Annotated in this window: 11 protein-coding genes; 2 read left to right on the forward strand and 9 right to left on the reverse strand. The window is 72.6% G+C overall.

Features of this window, described 5'->3' with window-relative positions:
- The first annotated feature begins 225 nt into the window (after window positions 1-225).
- The gene (locus AB0H86_RS02760; RefSeq protein WP_362432097.1) at window positions 226-678 is read left to right on the forward strand and encodes an ATP-binding protein; all 453 of its coding nucleotides are present in this window, start codon (window positions 226-228) and stop codon (window positions 676-678) included.
- Between the two features lie 41 nt (window positions 679-719).
- On the opposite strand, the gene argF is transcribed toward AB0H86_RS02760, so the two are convergent.
- From argF to AB0H86_RS02790, 6 genes are all read right to left on the reverse strand, one after another.
- Window positions 720-1,727: an ornithine carbamoyltransferase gene (gene argF / locus AB0H86_RS02765; RefSeq protein WP_362432099.1), complete on the reverse strand. Its 1,008-nt coding sequence runs from the start codon at window positions 1,725-1,727 to the stop codon at window positions 720-722.
- A gap of 82 nt (window positions 1,728-1,809) precedes the next feature.
- Complete coding sequence (locus tag AB0H86_RS02770) at window positions 1,810-3,033, reverse strand: arginine deiminase (protein WP_362432101.1); 1,224 nt, start codon at window positions 3,031-3,033, stop codon at window positions 1,810-1,812.
- Between the two features lie 105 nt (window positions 3,034-3,138).
- On the reverse strand, window positions 3,139-4,926 hold the full coding sequence (locus AB0H86_RS02775) for an HEXXH motif-containing putative peptide modification protein (RefSeq protein ID WP_362432103.1): 1,788 nt from the start codon (window positions 4,924-4,926) through the stop codon (window positions 3,139-3,141).
- 72 nt (window positions 4,927-4,998) lie between these two features.
- The gene (locus AB0H86_RS02780) at window positions 4,999-5,229 is read right to left on the reverse strand and encodes a hypothetical protein (RefSeq protein WP_362432106.1); all 231 of its coding nucleotides are present in this window, start codon (window positions 5,227-5,229) and stop codon (window positions 4,999-5,001) included.
- A 107-nt stretch (window positions 5,230-5,336) separates the two neighbouring features.
- Entirely contained in the window at window positions 5,337-6,467 is a 1,131-nt protein-coding gene (locus AB0H86_RS02785) for a caspase family protein (protein ID WP_362432266.1), read from the reverse strand.
- A 14-nt stretch (window positions 6,468-6,481) separates the two neighbouring features.
- Entirely contained in the window at window positions 6,482-7,657 is a 1,176-nt protein-coding gene (locus AB0H86_RS02790; RefSeq protein WP_362432108.1) for an alpha/beta fold hydrolase, read from the reverse strand.
- A 149-nt stretch (window positions 7,658-7,806) separates the two neighbouring features.
- Here AB0H86_RS02790 and AB0H86_RS02795 point away from each other — a divergent pair, with 149 nt between their 5' ends.
- A complete protein-coding gene (locus AB0H86_RS02795; protein ID WP_362432110.1) occupies window positions 7,807-9,135 on the forward strand; it encodes a cation:proton antiporter in 1,329 nt (442 codons plus the stop codon).
- Window positions 9,136-9,467: 332 nt separating this feature from the next.
- On the opposite strand, the gene fxsT is transcribed toward AB0H86_RS02795, so the two are convergent.
- From fxsT to AB0H86_RS02810, 3 genes are read right to left on the reverse strand one after another with little or no spacing between them, the layout of a single operon-like run.
- Complete coding sequence (gene fxsT, locus AB0H86_RS02800) at window positions 9,468-14,069, reverse strand: FxSxx-COOH system tetratricopeptide repeat protein (protein WP_362432112.1); 4,602 nt, start codon at window positions 14,067-14,069, stop codon at window positions 9,468-9,470.
- Window positions 14,070-15,134 carry an AAA family ATPase gene (locus AB0H86_RS02805; RefSeq protein WP_362432115.1) on the reverse strand — a complete coding sequence of 355 codons (1,065 nt, stop codon included), beginning with the start codon at window positions 15,132-15,134 and terminating at the stop codon, window positions 14,070-14,072.
- Window positions 15,131-16,612 (reverse strand): hypothetical protein, encoded by a 1,482-nt coding sequence (locus tag AB0H86_RS02810; protein ID WP_362432118.1) that lies wholly within the window; start codon window positions 16,610-16,612, stop codon window positions 15,131-15,133. Before AB0H86_RS02810 ends, AB0H86_RS02805 begins: the two co-directional genes overlap by 4 nt.
- Window positions 16,613-16,770: the final 158 nt, after the last annotated feature.

Here is a 16,770-nt window from a genome sequence, read left to right on the forward strand (position 1 = left end):
TCGACGCGGACTTCTCCCCGTCCGAGTCATGGGCTGTGACCCGGCCCCGTCACAGCCGTCACGGATCGTCCACATCCCGGTAACGGCGGGAGCAGCCGTGCGAGGCGGGGCGTTCACCCGGGTAAGCCGCCCGGCAAGGGGCCGAGGGTCCCGCACGGTCCCCCTCGGAGGCCTCCGAGGGGCGCGCCGTACCATGCATAAGGTTGAAAGCAGGACAGCCTGCTCATGAACGGAACCACCTTGTACGAACGCCCCTCCGCCTACGCCTCCTGGCGCATCGCACTGCCGCACTCCGCCGCGGCGGTGCCGGTGGCCCGCGCCCTGGTGCGCACCGCGCTGGCCGAGCTGGACCACGGGGCCGACAGCGACATCGCGGAGCTGCTGACGGCGGAGCTGGTGGCGAACGCCGTGGAGCACACCATCGGGGACGCGCCGATAGAGCTCGTGGTGGAGCTGCTGCCGACCGGCTGCCAGGTCGAGGTGCACGACCCGGACCCGGCGCCGCCCGGCAATCTCACCCGCCCGTTGGACACCGAGCCCGACCCCTGGCTGGAGCACGGGCGGGGTCTGCTGCTGATCCGCGCGCTCAGCTCGTCCTGCGGCCACCGCGCGACCGGCTCCGGCAAGGCAGTGTGGTTCAGGCTGCCGACGGTGCCGGTCCAGCGGCGTCCGGCGTAGGAGCCGACCCCGCTCCAGCACCGCTCAGGCGCGTGTGCGGCTCAGGCCAGCGTGGCGACCAGGACCGCCTTGATGGTGTGCAGCCGGTTCTCCGCCTCGTCGAAGACGACCGAGTGGGCCGACTCGAAGACCTCGTCGGTCACTTCCAGGGACTCCAGTCCATGGCTCTGGAAGATCTTCTGTCCGACCTTGGTGCCGAGGTCGTGGAAGGCCGGCAGGCAGTGCAGGAACTTCACGTCCGGGTTGCCGGTGGCGCGCAGGACGTCCATGGTCACGGCGTACGGGGAGAGGGCGGTGATCCGCTCGTCCCAGACCTCCGGGGGCTCCCCCATGGAGACCCAGACGTCGGTGGCGACGAAGTCGGCGCCGTGGACACCTTCGTCGACCTTCTCGGTGAGGGTGATGCGGGCGCCGCTGGTCTCGGCGAGCGTGCGGGCGCGGCCGATGATCTCCTCGGCGGGCCAGTACGCCTGCGGGGCGACGATCCGGACATCCATGCCGAGGAGGGCACCGGTGATCAGGTAGGAGTTGCCCATGTTGAAGCGGGCGTCGCCGAGGTAGGCGAAGGCGATCTGGGTCAGCGGCTTTGCGGTGTGCTCGGTCATGGTGAGCACGTCGGCGAGCATCTGCGTGGGGTGCCAGTCGTCGGTGAGACCGTTGTAGACGGGCACACCGGCGTAGGCGGCCAGCTCCTCCACCTTCTGCTGGCTGTCACCGCGGTACTCGATGCCGTCGTACATCCGCCCCAGTACGCGCGCGGTGTCCTTGACGGACTCCTTGTGCCCGATCTGCGAGCCGGACGGGTCGAGGTAGGTCGTCGACGCGCCCTGGTCGGCGGCGGCGACCTCGAACGCGCAGCGGGTGCGCGTCGAGGTCTTCTCGAAGATCAGCGCGATGTTCCTGCCGCTCAGGTACCGCGTCTCGGTCCCGGCCTTCTTGGCGGCCTTCAGCTCGGCGGCCAGCTCGATCAGGCCGCGGAACTCCTCCCCCGTGAAGTCCAGCTCCTTGAGGAAGTGGCGGCCGGCGAGGGCGGTCGGGACTGTCGCCATGGGGGCGTCTCCAGAGGTGCAGTGACAGGAACCCTCGGAAGTCTATACGATGCTCAGCATTTTTATACAGGCACCCGTACGTCTATACGGCACTCCGTTCGACCGGGCAGCTCATGCAGCGCGGGCCGCCTCTCCCGCGCCCCAGCTCGCTGCCCGGGATCTCGATCACCTCGATGCCCTGCTTGCGCAGGTGGGTGTTGGTGGTGGCGTTGCGTTCGTAGGCGACGACGACGCCCGGCTCGACGGCGAGGACGTTGCAGCCGTCGTCCCACTGCTCGCGCTCGGCGGCGTGCACGTCCTGGGTGGCGGTCAGCACCCGGATCTCGTTCAGCCCGAGTGCCGCGGCGATCGCCCGGTGCATGTGCTCCGGCGGGTGGTCGGTGACCTTGAGTTCCTTCTCGCCGACTCCCGGTTCGATGCTGTACGAGCGGAGCATGCCGAGGCCCGCGTACTGGGTGAAGGTGTCGCCGTCGACCATCGTCATCACGGTGTCCAGGTGCATGAAGGCACGGCGCTTGGGCATGTCGAGCGCCACGATCGACCGCGCGGACCCGGCGTCGAACAGCTTGTGGGCGAGCATCTCGACGGCCTGCGGGGTCGTGCGCTCGCTCATGCCGATGAGGACGGCACCGTTGCCGATCACCAGGACGTCCCCGCCCTCGATGGTGGACGGGTAGTCGGCCTGCCCCTCGGACCAGAGACGGAACGTCTCTTCCCGGAACAGCGGGTGGTGCCGGTAGATCGCCTCGAAGTGCACGGTCTCCCGTTGCCTGGCCGGCCAGCGCATGGCGTTGATGGAGACACCGTCGTAGATCCAGGCGGAGGTGTCGCGGGTGAAGAGGTGGTTGGGCAGCGGGTCGAGCAGGAACTCGTCGAGTTCCATGACGTGGAAGCGCACGGAGGTCGGTTCCTCGTGCGCGTCCAGGAACTCCCGCTTGGTCATGCCGCCGACGAGCGCCTCGGCCAGTTCGACCGCGGGCAGGGTCTCGAACGCCGCCCGGAGGTGGTCGGTGGCGAGGACTCCGTACTCCTTCTCGTCGAAGACCCGGTCCAGGACGAGCGCTCGGGCCGCCGGGATCTCCAGGGCCTCGGTGAGCAGGTCGCCGAAGAGGTGCACGGCGACCCCGCGGTCGCGCAGCACATCGGCGAACCCGTCGTGCTCCGCGCGCGCCCGGCGCACCCACAGCACGTCGTCGAAGAGCAGGGCGTCCTTGTTGCTGGGGGTGAGCCTCTTGAGCTCCAGATCCGGCCGGTGCAGGATGACGCGGCGCAGCCGCCCGGCCTCGGAGTCGACATGGAATCCCATGTCTCCATCCTGACCAACAGCGGTCGCGTTCACCCGTTCGTCGGACGTTTCGCGGCTGTCTTCTTTTCGTCGGCGTGACGACAAGCAGGCCCTGGTCAGGCCCGGTCAGCCGCTCGGCAGGGGGGCGAGCAGTTCCGGGCGGGCCAGTATGCGGCGGGCGGTGCGGCCCGGGTCCAGGGCGGCTCGGGCGACGATCCAGCCCGCCAGGGTGTGCGGTTCGGCCGGGTCGGCGGTCAGCTCGTCGTCGTATCGGACGAGGGCGGCGGCCGGGTTCCCGGCGGCGAGGTACTCGTCGCCGGTGCGCGGGGCGGTGGGGCGGATGGCGAAGGCGTGGGTGCGGACGTCCGGCCAGGAGGTGCGGTCGGGGCGGAAGCGGGGACTGTCCGGCCGGTACCCGGGGTCGGTCACCGGGACCACGTTGCGCAGCCGCCACTCGGTGCGGTGCAGCGCGGCGGCCGTACGGGCCCGGGCGAGGGCGGGCGCCGGGACCCGCTCGCGCAGCCAGCCGTCCAGGGTGCGGGCGAGGCCGGACACCAGGGCCCGGCCCTGCGGGGTGAGACGGCCCTCGGCCAGCAGGGTGCGGACCACGAGACGGCTCTGCAGGCGACGCAGGGCGAAGTGGTAGCCGGCCAGCTCGGCCGCGCCTTCGTCCCGGGTCCCCGTCCGATCGTCCCGCGCGGCCGCCAGACGGTCCCGCCAGAAGCCCGCGACGCCGGTGAAGGCGTAGGCGCCGTGCAGCAGGCCGGTGAGGTGGCGCGGGTCGGCACGCCACGGGGCGTAGTAGCGCTCCCGCCGGTCGTCGTCGAGCAACGGGAAGAGGTGCAGCAGCGCGGCCAGCTTGCTGTGCTGGAACTCGTGGACGAGCGTCTCGGCGAGGGCGAGCGCCGAGGAGGGCCGGGAGATCACCATGGCGCCGAAGGAGTCACCGCTGGACGCGGAGACCCGCACGGTCGGCGGGGCGGGCGGCACGGTGCTGGTGCGCCCCCAGGGCACCACGGCGCGGATCGCGGCCGGGTCGAACCGTCCGGGCCCGGTACCGCCCGGCTCGGCGAGCAACGCGACGGCCTCCTCGAACAGCCGCTGCCACGCCTCGGCCTCGGCCTGGTCGAGCCGGGCCGGCGGCAGCGGGTCGTCGAGGTCGCGGTAGGGGTCGAGGTCATCGAGGGGGATGGCGACGGATCCGGTGGGTGCGGAGTGGGTCAGCGTGCGCAGGGGCAACCAGGAGGCGTACGGCTGCCCGTGGCCCGCGGGGTCCGCCCCGACCGGCGCCGCGCACGCCCCGCGCTGAACTCCCCCGCCCCCCAGTGACTCCAGTGACTCCGTGGCCGGACGCACCGTCAGCGTCCTGGTGCCGCCGTCGCGCGCCGGTCCCGTGAGGGTCAGTCGTCCCTCGTCGGTGCGGGCCTGTCCCACCGACAACCCGGGTTCCGCGTCGGGGAGCCGGGCCAGGCCCAGCCCGGGCAGGGTCAGGCCGCCGTCGGCCAGGGGGACCCTGAGGTCCGTGCGGGTGCCGGCGAGCAGGGACGCCGCCGTGGCCAGGGCGCCCAGGTGGCCGGCCTCCGCCCACAGCGGCGGGCCCGTCGCCGTGCCGTGGATCCGGCGCAGCAGGTGGGCGATCCAGGCGCCGGTCGCGGGGGCGAGCAGCAGCCCGTCGACCGGCTCGGGTGCCCGCGCGGCCGCCTCCTTCAGGGCGTGCCAGGCCTCGGCGGCCGGGGTCAGCGGCGTGGGCAGCGGCCCGAGCCGGTCCAGCAGCGTGCGCAGGAGCAGCAGTCGGCGCGCCCGCTCCGCCCGTATAAGGAACCCGACGGCCGCCGCGGAGCCGCCGCCGGCGGCCAGTTCCGCGAAGATCCCTTCGGGTATCCGGAACGGGGCAGGGCGCGGCTCGCTGGACATTCCCGGGAACCTCCGTGTCTGGGCGGGCATACGGGGACCCGGCCGGGCCCTGCCGTCGAAGCGGGCGATCGGCTATTCGGCGCGGCCTCCGGTCTCACCTCCACCCTTGGTACTGCTCCGGGGGCGCAGGACCTGCTCGAGAAGGCGCGCGGTGGGGTCGAGCGGGGCGAGCCCGTCCACGGCGGTCAAGGGCAGTGCCGCGATGTCCGCCAGGTCCGACTCCCATACGTCGGTCCCGGCGATGGCGGCCGACTGACGTACCGCTGCCTCGGCGTGACGCAGAGCGGGCGGCTGGTCCAACAAGATGCTCCCCTTTCTCGCACGGTGGCACGCGATGCCCCGTGGCCGTGTCCCATTTCCATCATGGCCATTCCAGCCCGGGTCGAAAACCGTACGATCACGCCACTCGATCATTTCCGATCTCGCGGCCGTCTCGCCGAGGCCGCGAACTCACGCAGCGCGACGCCCAGTTCGTCCTTGCGTCCGGGGTCGTCGTCGACGGCGACCACCGCGTCGAACAGCTCCCACAACGCGTCAGGGTGGTGCCGGGCCAGCCAGTTGAGCATGCCGGTGGCATCCGTGCGAGCCCTGGTGTGACGGGGCAGCATCGCAGTGACATGCGGGTCCAGCGTGGCGACCACCGTCTGGCGTTCGACGGGATCACCCATCAACGGGTAGGCCAGCAGGGCCTCCACGGCCCGTTGCAACGGCGAGAGGGGACGCGTCCCGGCGGCCGGACCGACCGGGGCCAGGTACTCCGTGCGCCCGGGGCTGCGCAGCTGGATCTCGGGATGCTGCAGAGTACGTCCCGCTTCCCTGAGGGCCGCGATGCGTGTCCGTACGGCCGGAAACAGTTCCTCCGGATCGGGCGGGGCGGGCAGGAGGGCCGCCCGGTCGGCCAGCAGGGCGAGCAGGACGTCGGAGAACAGCCCGGTGGCGCGCACCGGGTCGTTGGCGGCGGCCCGGCCCCGGCCGGCGGCCCTCAGCACGGTCTGGCGATGGACGAGGTCGGGCCGTCCCACGGGCAGCGCGTCCGGCGGCAACTGCTCCCGGAAGGCGAGGTCCTCCTCGAAGGTCTCGCAGGCGTCCACGATCCACAGCTGCTCGGCGAAGCCGGGCACGGCGTCCCCGGTGTACCGGGTGAGCGCGGAGTCCAGGTCGATGCCCAGCTTGTCGGCGGCATGGGCGTCCGCGCAGAACAGCCGCAGCCGGCCGGCCCGGTCGAGGACGCCGTGCCCGCCCCACCAGACCCAGAGGATGTCGCCCTGGGCGGCGGGCAGTTCACGGACGAGGACCCGGCGCAGGGTGGCGTGGTCGGCGGGCAGGTACGGGATGTCGGGGACGTACGGCGGCAACGGGGCGAGGTGGAGCCGCAGGTGGGCGTCCGGCACCCCGGCCGCCCGCAGCAGCCGGTGGAACGCGACGGCGTCCCGGGCGGGCCCGGGCAGCTCCCAGCCGGAACCGGCGTCGTACTTCTCGACGCCGACGATCAACGCGTGCACCCGGGCGGGATCTACCCTCGACGGCAGGGCGCCCGCCATGGGGCCGGGCCCGGTCACGGCAGTCGGTCCACGATGTGGCGGTACACCTCGGGGTTGGTCCAGTAGGCGCTGTGCGCGGCGGGGAACGGCTGGCGGCTGTCGACGGCGATGTCGGTGACCCGGCCCGGGAACAGGCCCGCGCCGACGTAGGAGAGCAGGTCGCGTGGGTCGTACAGGTTGAGCCAGGCGGGGACGTGCGCCGGCAGCGGGGCGGGGTGTTCCAGCGTGGGCAGGGAGCCGGACTCGTACAGGAAGGGCCCCTGCGAGCCGGCCGTCACCAGGAGGCGGACCTGGGGCAGCGGGGCGGCGATCAGCGTGTCCAGGGCGATGATGCCGCCGAGGCTGTGGCCGACGAGGACGACGGGCGGCGCGAGCCCCGCGACGAGGGTGCGCAGGTCGGCGCGGGCCGCCTCGCCGCGGCTGAGGTAGCGCAGGATGTCCCCGGCGGCGGGGTGGGCGGCCTCGGTGAGGGCGCGCCGACGGCGCACGACGGCACGGGAGGCGGCGGATCCGGCCGTCCGCAGCAGCAGGGAGCGCAGCCCGCGTTCCGTGCCCCGGGGCGGTGCGCCGAGAGCTTCGGCGAGCCGGTCGGCGACGGCGTCACGGGTGTCGCCGACCGGGACGAGCGGCACGTCGCCGTCGAGGACGTCCGCGACGATCCGGGCGGTCAGGCTGCGGGCGGCCAGCACCGCGAGGTCCTCGGGGTCGAGCGCGTCGGCCGCGGGCCCGAGCAGCGGATGGGCGGCCAGGTCGGTGGCGGCACGGGCCAGGCCGGGGCCCAACTCCGCGGCGGGCGTGTCCCCTTGGGCGGCGAGCGCGGCCAGCCGCGCCTGGAGCCGCTGCTGGGGCGGTACGGAGCCGGGCGGGCGCTCGACGACGGGTGCCGTGCCGAGGGCGGCCAGGGCGAGTTCGGCGTACGGGTCGGCGTAGAGGGCGGCCCAGGCCGCGGTGTCGTCGTCGGCGTCGGACGCTGCCGGGGTCTCGGCGAGGCCGCGGACGGTGCCTGTGGGGTGCGCCGGGAGGCTCACCCCACCCGCGGCGAGCGTGGCGCCGTGCGCCCCTGCCCAGTAGTACGGCACGATGCGAAGTCCGTCGCGCAGTGCGGTCACACCGGCCGCCACGCGCCCCGCAAGCTTCGAGAAGTCCGGTTCGCGCACCCCTGTGCCATGAATGAAGACGAGCGCCGTCATGTGCCCCCCGTGACACCCGTGCAGCCTTGTGTACTACTCCCGTTACGACGTCAAGTTACCAGTACCATAAGGAGGTTGGGGTCGAGCAAACATGCGAAGACCCTCCCTCGGCCGGTCCCCGGCCTCACATCTGGACACAGGGGGACTCCGTGAGCCCTGACTCGATGGTCATGCACTTCGTGGGTGCCTCGGCGCTGATTCTGGTGGCCGCGCACGCGGCCGGATGGCTGGCCCGGCGCCTGAAGCAGCCGTACATCGTCGGACAGCTGACGGCGGGCATAGCGCTCGGCCCGTCTCTGCTCGGCAGTGCCGCGCCGGGCGCGTACGAGACGTTGTTCCCGGCGGGTATCTCCCCCGCGCTGACCGGGTTCGCCCAGTTCGCCCTCGTGCTGTTCCTGTTCGCGGTGGGGTACGAGCTCGATCTGAAGCTTCTGGGCGACCGGGCGAGCACGGCGGTGAGCGTGGCGCTGGCGGCCTTCGTGGTGCCGATGGCGGTGGGCAGCGGCTGCGCTCTGCTGTTCCGGGACCAGCTGGCCGACCTGGGAATGCCGCGGGACCTGACCCCCGGCATGGTGGTGTTCGCGGGGATCGCCCTGTCGATCACGGCGGTGCCCGTGCTGACGGCGATAGTGCGGGAGAACGGTCTGTCCCGGACGGTGCCCGGGGTGGTGGCGGTGTCCGCGGCCGGTCTGCTCGACGTGATCGGGTGGACGGTACTGGCCGGGACCATGCTGAACGGCGATCACTCCGGGCCCGCGCTGAGCTGGCCGTGGCGGGCGCTGCTCGCGGCCGGCTTCACCGCGCTGATGCTGGTGGGGGCCCGCCCACTGCTGCGCAGGCTGCTGTGGGGGACGCGGACGCGGATGGAGCCCTCGCTGCGGCTGGCGCTGCTCATCGGCTTCGCCCTCGGGTCGGCGTGGGTGACCCACTCCCTCGGACTGCACGTCATCTTCGGCGCGCTGCTCGCCGGGGTCGTGGTGCCGCGCGAGGAGGGCGGGACGCTCGACCCGGACCTGTTGCGGCCGCTGCACGACGTCAGTTCGCTGTTGCTGCCGTTCTTCTTCGTCGTCTCGGGACAGTCCGTCGCGCTGAACAGCATGAACGCAACGGGGTGGGTCACCCTGCTCGTGGTGACGGTCCTGGCGGTCACCACGAAGATCGGCAGCGGGACGGCGGCGGCACGCCTGAGCGGGCTGGACCGTGACGACGCGCGGACCGTGGGGGTCCTGGTGAGCGCCCGGGGCCTCACCGAGCTGATCGCCCTCAACGCGGGCCTCCAGGCGGGCCTGCTGAGCGAACCCCTCTACACGGTCCTGGTCTTCATGGCCCTGACCACGACCCTGCTCACCCAGCCCCTACTGCTCCTGGTCGACCGCCTCGCCACACACGAGGGCCGCACCACCCAACGCCACCAGCTCACACCCCTCCACCCCCCACCGGACGAACCCACGAAGGCCCCGGTACCAGACGTGAGCTGACGGCGCCACGGGGGCCTGCAAACACCGCTGCGTACCCCGCCCCTCAGGGGCGCGAGGAACGGCGCGACCAGCCCCCACCAACCCGCAGATGCTCCAGACACGGCCCCGCCGCCCCCAAGGGGCGCGGGGAACTGCGCAACCAGCCCCCACCGGCCCGCAGATGCTCGGGACACGGCCCCCGCCACCCCCAAGGGGCGCGGGGAACTGCGCAACCAGCCCCCACCGGCCCGCAGATGCAACCGACACGCCCCCCGCCCCTCAGGCCACGGGCGCCGCAAACACCCCAAGGGGCGCGGGGAACTGTGCAACCAGCCCCCCACCGGCCCGCGCAGCTACAACGGCATAGGAGCCATGTCGCACTCGATGCGACGCCGCTGCCGAGCCGCAAGCAGCCACGGATGGTCGACGCGAACCACCCGGGTGAGCCCCTCCACGGCCTTCCGCTGGAGCTCCTCCGCCTCGGGCCCCCGCCCCAGCCCCCGCAGATCGAGCGCAAGGTTCGCGGTGCACGACAGAGTCAGCGGATGGTCCTCCCCCGCCACCTCCGCCAGCAGCGGCAGGTTCGCCTCGTCGATCTGGTGCGCCCGCTCGAAGTCCAGGCGCGCGTAGGCCGTGTTGGCCTGGCCGACGGCCACCGTCAGCGTGGTGATGTGCAGGGGCCCGAGCGTCGCGGCCAGCCGCTCGGCCGCCGCGTCCTCCAGCTCCGCCGCGGCGTCGAGCGAGCCCAGCGCCCGCAGCGTGGCGGCGAGATTGGCCTTGGTCAGCAGCGTGTAGGCGTGCTCCTCGCCGAGCCGCGCGGCGTAGCGCGCCGCAGCGTCCTCGCCCTGCTTGCGGGCGTTGTCGAGATCGCCGGCGAGGCGCAGGTCGACGGAGTAGTTGAGCGCCGTGGACACGGAGTCGAAGTGGTCGGCCCCGTACCGCGCGACGAAGCGCCGCAGCGTCTCCTCGGAGAGCTTGGCGGCCTCGGCGAGGGCCCCGTCACGGCGTCGGCAGACGGCGAGGTTGCGGCCGATGCGCAGGGTCAGCGGGTGTTCCTCGCCTAGCGCGGTCCGGGCCCGCCGGTAGGCGTCCTCCTGGAAATCGCGTGCGCCGGGATAGTCGCCGTTCTCCCGCATGTCGATGGAGAGGGCGTTGAGGGAGTTGAGGGTGAAGAAGCTGGCGGAGCCGAACATCTGGTCGCGCAGCCGGGCGTTCTCCTGGTCCAGCGCCAGCGCGTCACCGAACTGGCCGCACAGGCGCAGGTCGACACCGAGGCTGTGGGCGGCACGCAGTGTCGTGGGGTCCTCCAGCCCGAACTGGGGACGCGCCAGCTCCGTGGCCTCCCGCCCCAGATCCCGGGCCTCCTGGAACCGACCCTGGTAGCGGCGGGCGTCCGCCATCTCGCACAGGGAGTCGATCATCTCCTCGGCCTCGACCTCGATACGACGGGAGACCTCCAGCGCCTTCTCGGTGAGCGGGATGGACTCGGCGACCTGCCCGATCTGGCGCAGCAGGAAGGAGAACCTCTTCGACATGCGGATGACGTAGATGTCGTCCTCGCCGGAGGCCGCGAGCCAGGCGTTCCAGGCCTGCCGGCCCAGGTTCGCGGCACCGGTGTGGTCACCCCAGTAGTAGAGGAACAGCACCGTGTCGTGGACCATTTCGCGCACCCAGTCGTCGGTGCTGGTCACCGCCTGCGAGGCGAGGACGTGCGGCAGCAGCTCCTGGTAGGCGCGCCACTCCAGCGACGAGGCGTAGATGCCGGGTTTGGCGGCCGACAGCAGCTGATGGGCGGCGCCCCGCATGCTTTCCCGCTCCTGCTGCCCCAGTTTGGCCAGGAGCACGGTCTGCAGCAGGCGGTGCATCTGCAGGGTGTCGGACCGCGGGTCCACCTTCACCAGGGAGAACTGGCTGAGGTCACGGATGGCACGGTTCAGTTTGATCGACTCACGAAGCAGTGGGTCGACGTCGGGCGTGATGCTGACGCCCCGGCTGCCGCGCAGCACGGACCGCGGGATGGGTTCGGGAGCCATACTCGCGCAGATGTCGAGGAGTTGCCGGGCCCCGGGGTTGCTCTCCGCGATCCGGGTCAGCGAGATGTCCCACGCGGCCGCCACCGACGTCGGGTAGTCGGGGGTGGCGTCGAGTTCGAGGATATCCAGGCTGCGCTGCCGCAGCAGGTCGAGGTACTCCTCGACCAGCATGCCGGTGACGGCACGCCACGCGCCCGCCTGCTCCACCGCCAGCGGCAGGTCCCCCAGCGCCTCGGCGAGCCGGTAGGCGTCCTCGGGCTCCAGGTCGGGGGAGCGCTTCTGGAGCAGCTCGACGGACTCCTCGCGCTCGAAGACGTTCACCGGCAGCGGGGTGGCCACCTGCTCCCAGTTCCGGTTGCGGGAGGTGACGATGACCTTGCCGGGACCGTTGGGCGGGAAGTACCTGCGCGCCACATCGATGTCCTCGGCGTTGTCGAAGACAAGCAGCCATTTGTCGTACGGCGCCCCGGTGCGCAACGCCTCCAGAACGGCGGGCACGGCCGTGTTGGCCGTCGGGGTGCCCACGCTCTCCTGACTCATGGGGGCGACGCCGAGCTGGGCCGCGAGGGTGGTGAGCGCGGCGAGGATGAGGCTCTCGCGTTCGGCGGGGATCCAGCAGATCACCTTGTAGTCCTGCTGGTGGGTGTAGATGTACTCGAGCGCCAGCTGGGACTTCCCGACTCCGCCCAGTCCGTGCAGGGCGTGCGGCAGCACGGCCGCGGTGTCCTGGGCGCCGAGCTGCTCCTCCACGGCCCTCAGCAGCGCCTGCCGGCCGACGAACGAGGCGTTCCGGAGCGGAACGTTCACCATGATGGCGGGCGTCCTGGTCGTGGTGCTCGTCATGAGCTGCTCGTCCTCCGAGGCATTGGGTCGGGTCTCGTCGATTACCTGACTCGGCACGAATTCTCCAGTTTCGTCGTAATTGTCCGACGCTGGATCACTGCCCTTTCCCTCGGGCGATCCCCCGCCCTCCGGCTGGTTCACCTCTGTGGGTGTACCAGCCGGGGGACCGACGGCCACCCGTTCGGTCGTGCCTGTGCCGAGCCTGGAAAGGTTGGGCTCTATACGCTTCGCGCGTTCGGAGTACGGCCCCGACAACGCGCGCATCACCGCGAGTTCACTGCGTGCCCAGCCGTGTTCCGCCGGGTCGGGCAACCGGGCGCCGAGCGGATCCCGCAGGGCGGCGCGCAGCGCGATGCCCCGCGCCCCCGCCGCGGGCAGCTCACCCACCACGCTGACGGTGCGGGCGAGTTGACTGCGGGTGGTGGTGGCGAGCAGCGCCTCACGGACTCCGTCGGCGAACTCCGGGCACCCCTGGCCGCCGCTGTCCCAGTCGATCAGGCCGCCCATCAGGATCTCGGCGAGATGGTCGGGGCCGGTCTCCGGCATGGTGCGCCGACGCAGCTGTTCCATGAGGTCGAACTCGAAGGGTACGGCGGCCAGTTGGGTGGCGAGTCGGCGCGCGGCCGGGGTGGCGAGGGTGAAGAAGCGGCGGACGGCGGCGGTGGCGGCGCGCGGGAAGCGCGGGGCGCGCAGACCGGGCGCCGGGGCGCCCTTGGTGAGGGTGCCGGCCAGCACTACGGGCAGCGAGCGCCGTACGCCGCGCTCCCCGGTGACGAGGTCGGCCCAGGCGGCGATGGAGCCGGCCTTCAGGGACAGGACCGGTACCGCGACGGAGCTGTCGCCGGTGGCGGGCAGCGGCCGCAGCGGGTCGGGGCCGCCGGGCGGGGCCCAGTGCGCCAGGCCGTCGTTGGGGGCGCCGAAACCGCCGGCCTCCAGGACCGCCTGGTACGGGTAGAGGGAGGAGCGGTGACGCAGATGCGGCGGCAGCAGATGGACGAGGGCGGTGGGGCCGGCGTGGGCGAGCCGGCCGAGCAGGTCGTCGGCGGCGGGTGCGGCCCAGCCGTGGGCGAGCCCGTCGGTGACGACGAGGAAGACACGACCGCCGCGTCCGTCGAGGAGTTCGGCGGGGTCGGCGGCGGCCCGGCCGGTGGTCCAGCGCAGGGTGGCGGCGCCGATGCGCGGCACGTTGACCCGGACCGTGCGCACGCCCCGGAAGGCGCCGCTGTGTTCGGCGGCCGCGGCGAGCCCGGCGGCGGCCTCCTCCCAGATCCGCATGGTGGGCGCGTCGTCGATGAGCAGCACCAGGTCGAACGCGGAGGTGCGGGCGGGGCGGAGGAAGGGCAGCCACATCCCGTCGACGACTCCCTGCTCGGCGGTGGTCTCCTCATCCAGTTCGAGGGTGTCGCGGGAGGGGATGCGCCGGGCCAGCCGGTGCAGGGCGCGCGCGAGCAGGGCGGTGGCCCGGCCGGGCCCGTGCTGGGGGCGGTCGTCGGAGGGCAGCAGCGGGCGGCCCACGTGCAAGGCGTAGGGACCTTCGGGGTGAGGTAACAACTCGGCCGGTGCCGCCGGTTCGCCGGGGGCACCGCTCGGCGCCGGGCCGGGCCGGTGCGTGGCGTCCGGGGCCGGGGTCCACGCACCGGACGTCCCGCCGACGGTGGGGTCGGGGTGGGGCGGCCGCGTCGGACGTACGGCGTCGGTCTCGGCGACGGGCGGGGCCGCGGGAGGGTCCCCGCCGTCCAGCGGCGAGGGCGGGGGCTGGCCCGGGGGCCGTAGGTCCTCGGCGGGCCCGGTGGATCCGGGGCCCGGGCCGGGGTGCCGGCCGCCGGCCGGGCGGCCGTGGCGGGACCAGTACGCGGCGAGCCACACCGCGTCGGCGACCTCCTGCCAGCGTGGCGCCGCGTGCTCCTCGGTGTACGGGCCGGTGCGGGCCGGTGCGGTCTGCTCCAGGTCGGCGGGGAGCCGCGCTCCGTGCTCACGCCCGTGGTCGACGGACTCGGAGAACGCCGAAGGAGGCGACGACCCCGATACGGGACCTCCGTCGCCGAGCCTGGACGCGCGCTCCCTGGGAAAGCCGGTCATTCAGCGGCCCTTCGCGAGGTCGCGGAGCAGCATTTCCACGAGCTTACGCCCGTCACCATGCACCTGGAAACCACCCGCGGTAGTCATCTGGACAGCGTTGAGTAGCTGGTCCAGTGAGTGTGTACCGCCGGCCTGGACCTGCTGTACGAACAGGTCCACCAGGTCCTCCGTGCTCTCCGGGCGGGTGCCCAGGTGTCCCTCCACCATGGCCAGAAGCTGTTCACGGGTGGGTGTGCGCATCTCCAGCGGCAGACAGCGCCGACGGAAAGCGGCGGGAAACTCACGTTCTCCGTTGCTGGTGATCACCACGACGGGGAACTCCCGGCACTCGACCCGCCCGCTGTCCACCGTGGCACGGCCGGAGGGGTCGCTGGTGTGGACGCGCGCGGCGTCCGCGGCGTCGCGCACCAGTTCCGGGACGTCATAGCTTCCGTTCTCCAAGACGTGCAGCAGGTCGTTCGGCAGGTCGATATCGCTCTTGTCGAGCTCGTCGACGAGAAGCACACGGGGACGATCGTAGGGCAGCAGCGCGGTGCCGAGGGGCCCCAGGGTGATGAAGTCGCCGAGAACCGGGGGAAGTTGACGATCACTTGACTCGGGAGCGGCGTTGACGTCCGCCTTCTGCGCGTTCCGCAGGCCGGCCTGCCAGGCGGCGATGGCCTGGGCACGGCCCATCGCGTCGTGCACGTACAGACCGTCCCGCAGGGTCGTACGGCTGACGATGTTCCACTCCAGGACCCGGCCCAGACCCAGCTCGCGGGATATCAGATAGGCCAGGGTCGACTTTCCGACGCCGGGCGGGCCGGTGATCAGCAGCGGCCGGCGCAGCAGCAGGGCGGCGTTGACGGTGTCGACCTCGTCCTGGCCGAGCTGGAGGGTGATGTCGTGCGGGCCCAGACGGCGCTGGGCGGCCTCGGGATCGTCCGGCGGGGTGGGCTGGGCGGGGGCGCCGCGGAACCGGCGCCAGGGCGGGGGCTCCGGCAGCCGGGGCGGGACGGCGGGGGCGTTGCCCGTGGCGTGGAAGACGCGCCAGCCGTTCGGGGACGTCTGCTCCTGCGCGCTCATGCCGGTGCCTCCTCGCCGGCGAGATCGCCGGGATCGATGTCAACGAGTCGATTGGGGTCGTCCCAGAGGAAGCCGATGTTGCGGCCGAGGAACCGCGCCGGTCCCTGCGTGTGCAACTCGGCGTTCTGGCGCAGTCGGTGAATGGCGATCGGGATCTGCTCGGGCGTCGGCACGGCGGCGAACACGGCGGTCACCACCTCCCGGCGTTCCTCGTCGAAAACCCCTCTGCGGTCCCAGACCGCCAATCCGATCCCCTCTGCGATGGCGGCCTTCAGAGCCTCCAGCGCCAGACGGTCGGCCGGGGCGTCCAGCACCACGGCCGTATGTCTGTTCTCCCCAGCGAGCACCGCCTGCCATGCGTTCAGGCGCGGACCATCCGGTTCACTCCAGCCGTGCACCGTGACCCCGTGCTGCCGCAGCGTGCGCCAACGCTCCCGCCACTGCTCCCGCACCTGCGCGTCGTCGCTGCGCATGCGCTCCAGGCTCCGAAGATGCACCCCGTACTTCAGGCCGATCGGCATCGGCAGTCCGTCGCCGATCCGGTACGTCAAACCGGCCACATCATGGTTCAGCAGCTCGTACGGCAGTACGAACTCGATGTACGGCGGCGGCTGGACGCGTCCACCCGGGTCCGGCTCGCGCGGGGCGGTCCAGAGCCGGGCGCCCTGCCGCAGTGCCTGGTCGACGGCCGTGCCGAGGTCGTCGAGGGTGGTGGTGGACGGCGCGCCGGGCTGGGGGTTCCAGTGGCCGGGCACGGTGTTGAGCCAGGGGCGTACGACGATCTCGCCGCTGCCGTCCCGGGCGGGCTCGACGGCGACGATCAGACAGCGCGGAACGTCGGGGTCGCTCACCGCCTCGGCCCGCGCGCCCCGGCGCCGGTCCAGTTCCTCGGTCAGGCCGGCCCGGGCGACCCAGTCGTCGACCCAGCCGGCCAGGGCGGCGCGGTGCGCGGGTACGGCGGCGAGGCGGGCCGCGCGGTCCATCAGGAGGACCGCGGGCGGCAGACCGTCGGGCTGTGTGTTCCACTCCAGGACGTGCGATAACAGCTGGTCGGGTGCCAGCCCGATGGGCAGGTCGAGGCCGTTCAACTCCTCGACGAGGTCGTCCCGGACCCGGCTCGCGGGCAGCTCGCCCTTGGCCAGGACGGCGCGGGCGCTGTTCTCGTCGTCACGGCTGAGCGGGCCGGGCGGGCCCCACGGCAGGTCGGGCAGGACGGACGGGGTCGGGGCGATCAGCCGGTCGAGTTCGTCGCCCGCCGGGGTGCCTTCGAGGATGCGGACCACGTCGACCAGTACGTGCTCGCCGCCCGCCACGTTCAGCGCGGCGCGCACCAGGGCGGCCACGTCCTCGCGCTGTCGGACACCGCGCAGGTCGACCGGCCGGCCGAGCTGTTCCGCGAGGATGGCGGCGAACTGGATGCGCGCCTGCGCGTCCTCCGTGCAGCTCAGGTCGCACAGGCCGTCGGTCAGCTCGACCATGACCTGGAGTCCCCGCGGGCGCACGGCATCGTCGATGGGCCTGTCCAACCCCGCGCCTGTCTCCACCGACTGTCCCCCATGAGCCGGTATGCCTGCCTGACCGACCTGCGAAGTTAGCACGGCAACTGGCGGTTAACCAGGGACAAGTGAGTTCGAGG

The sequence above is a fragment of the Streptomyces sp. NPDC050997 genome (assembly GCF_040660135.1).
Lineage (GTDB): Bacteria > Actinomycetota > Actinomycetes > Streptomycetales > Streptomycetaceae > Streptomyces.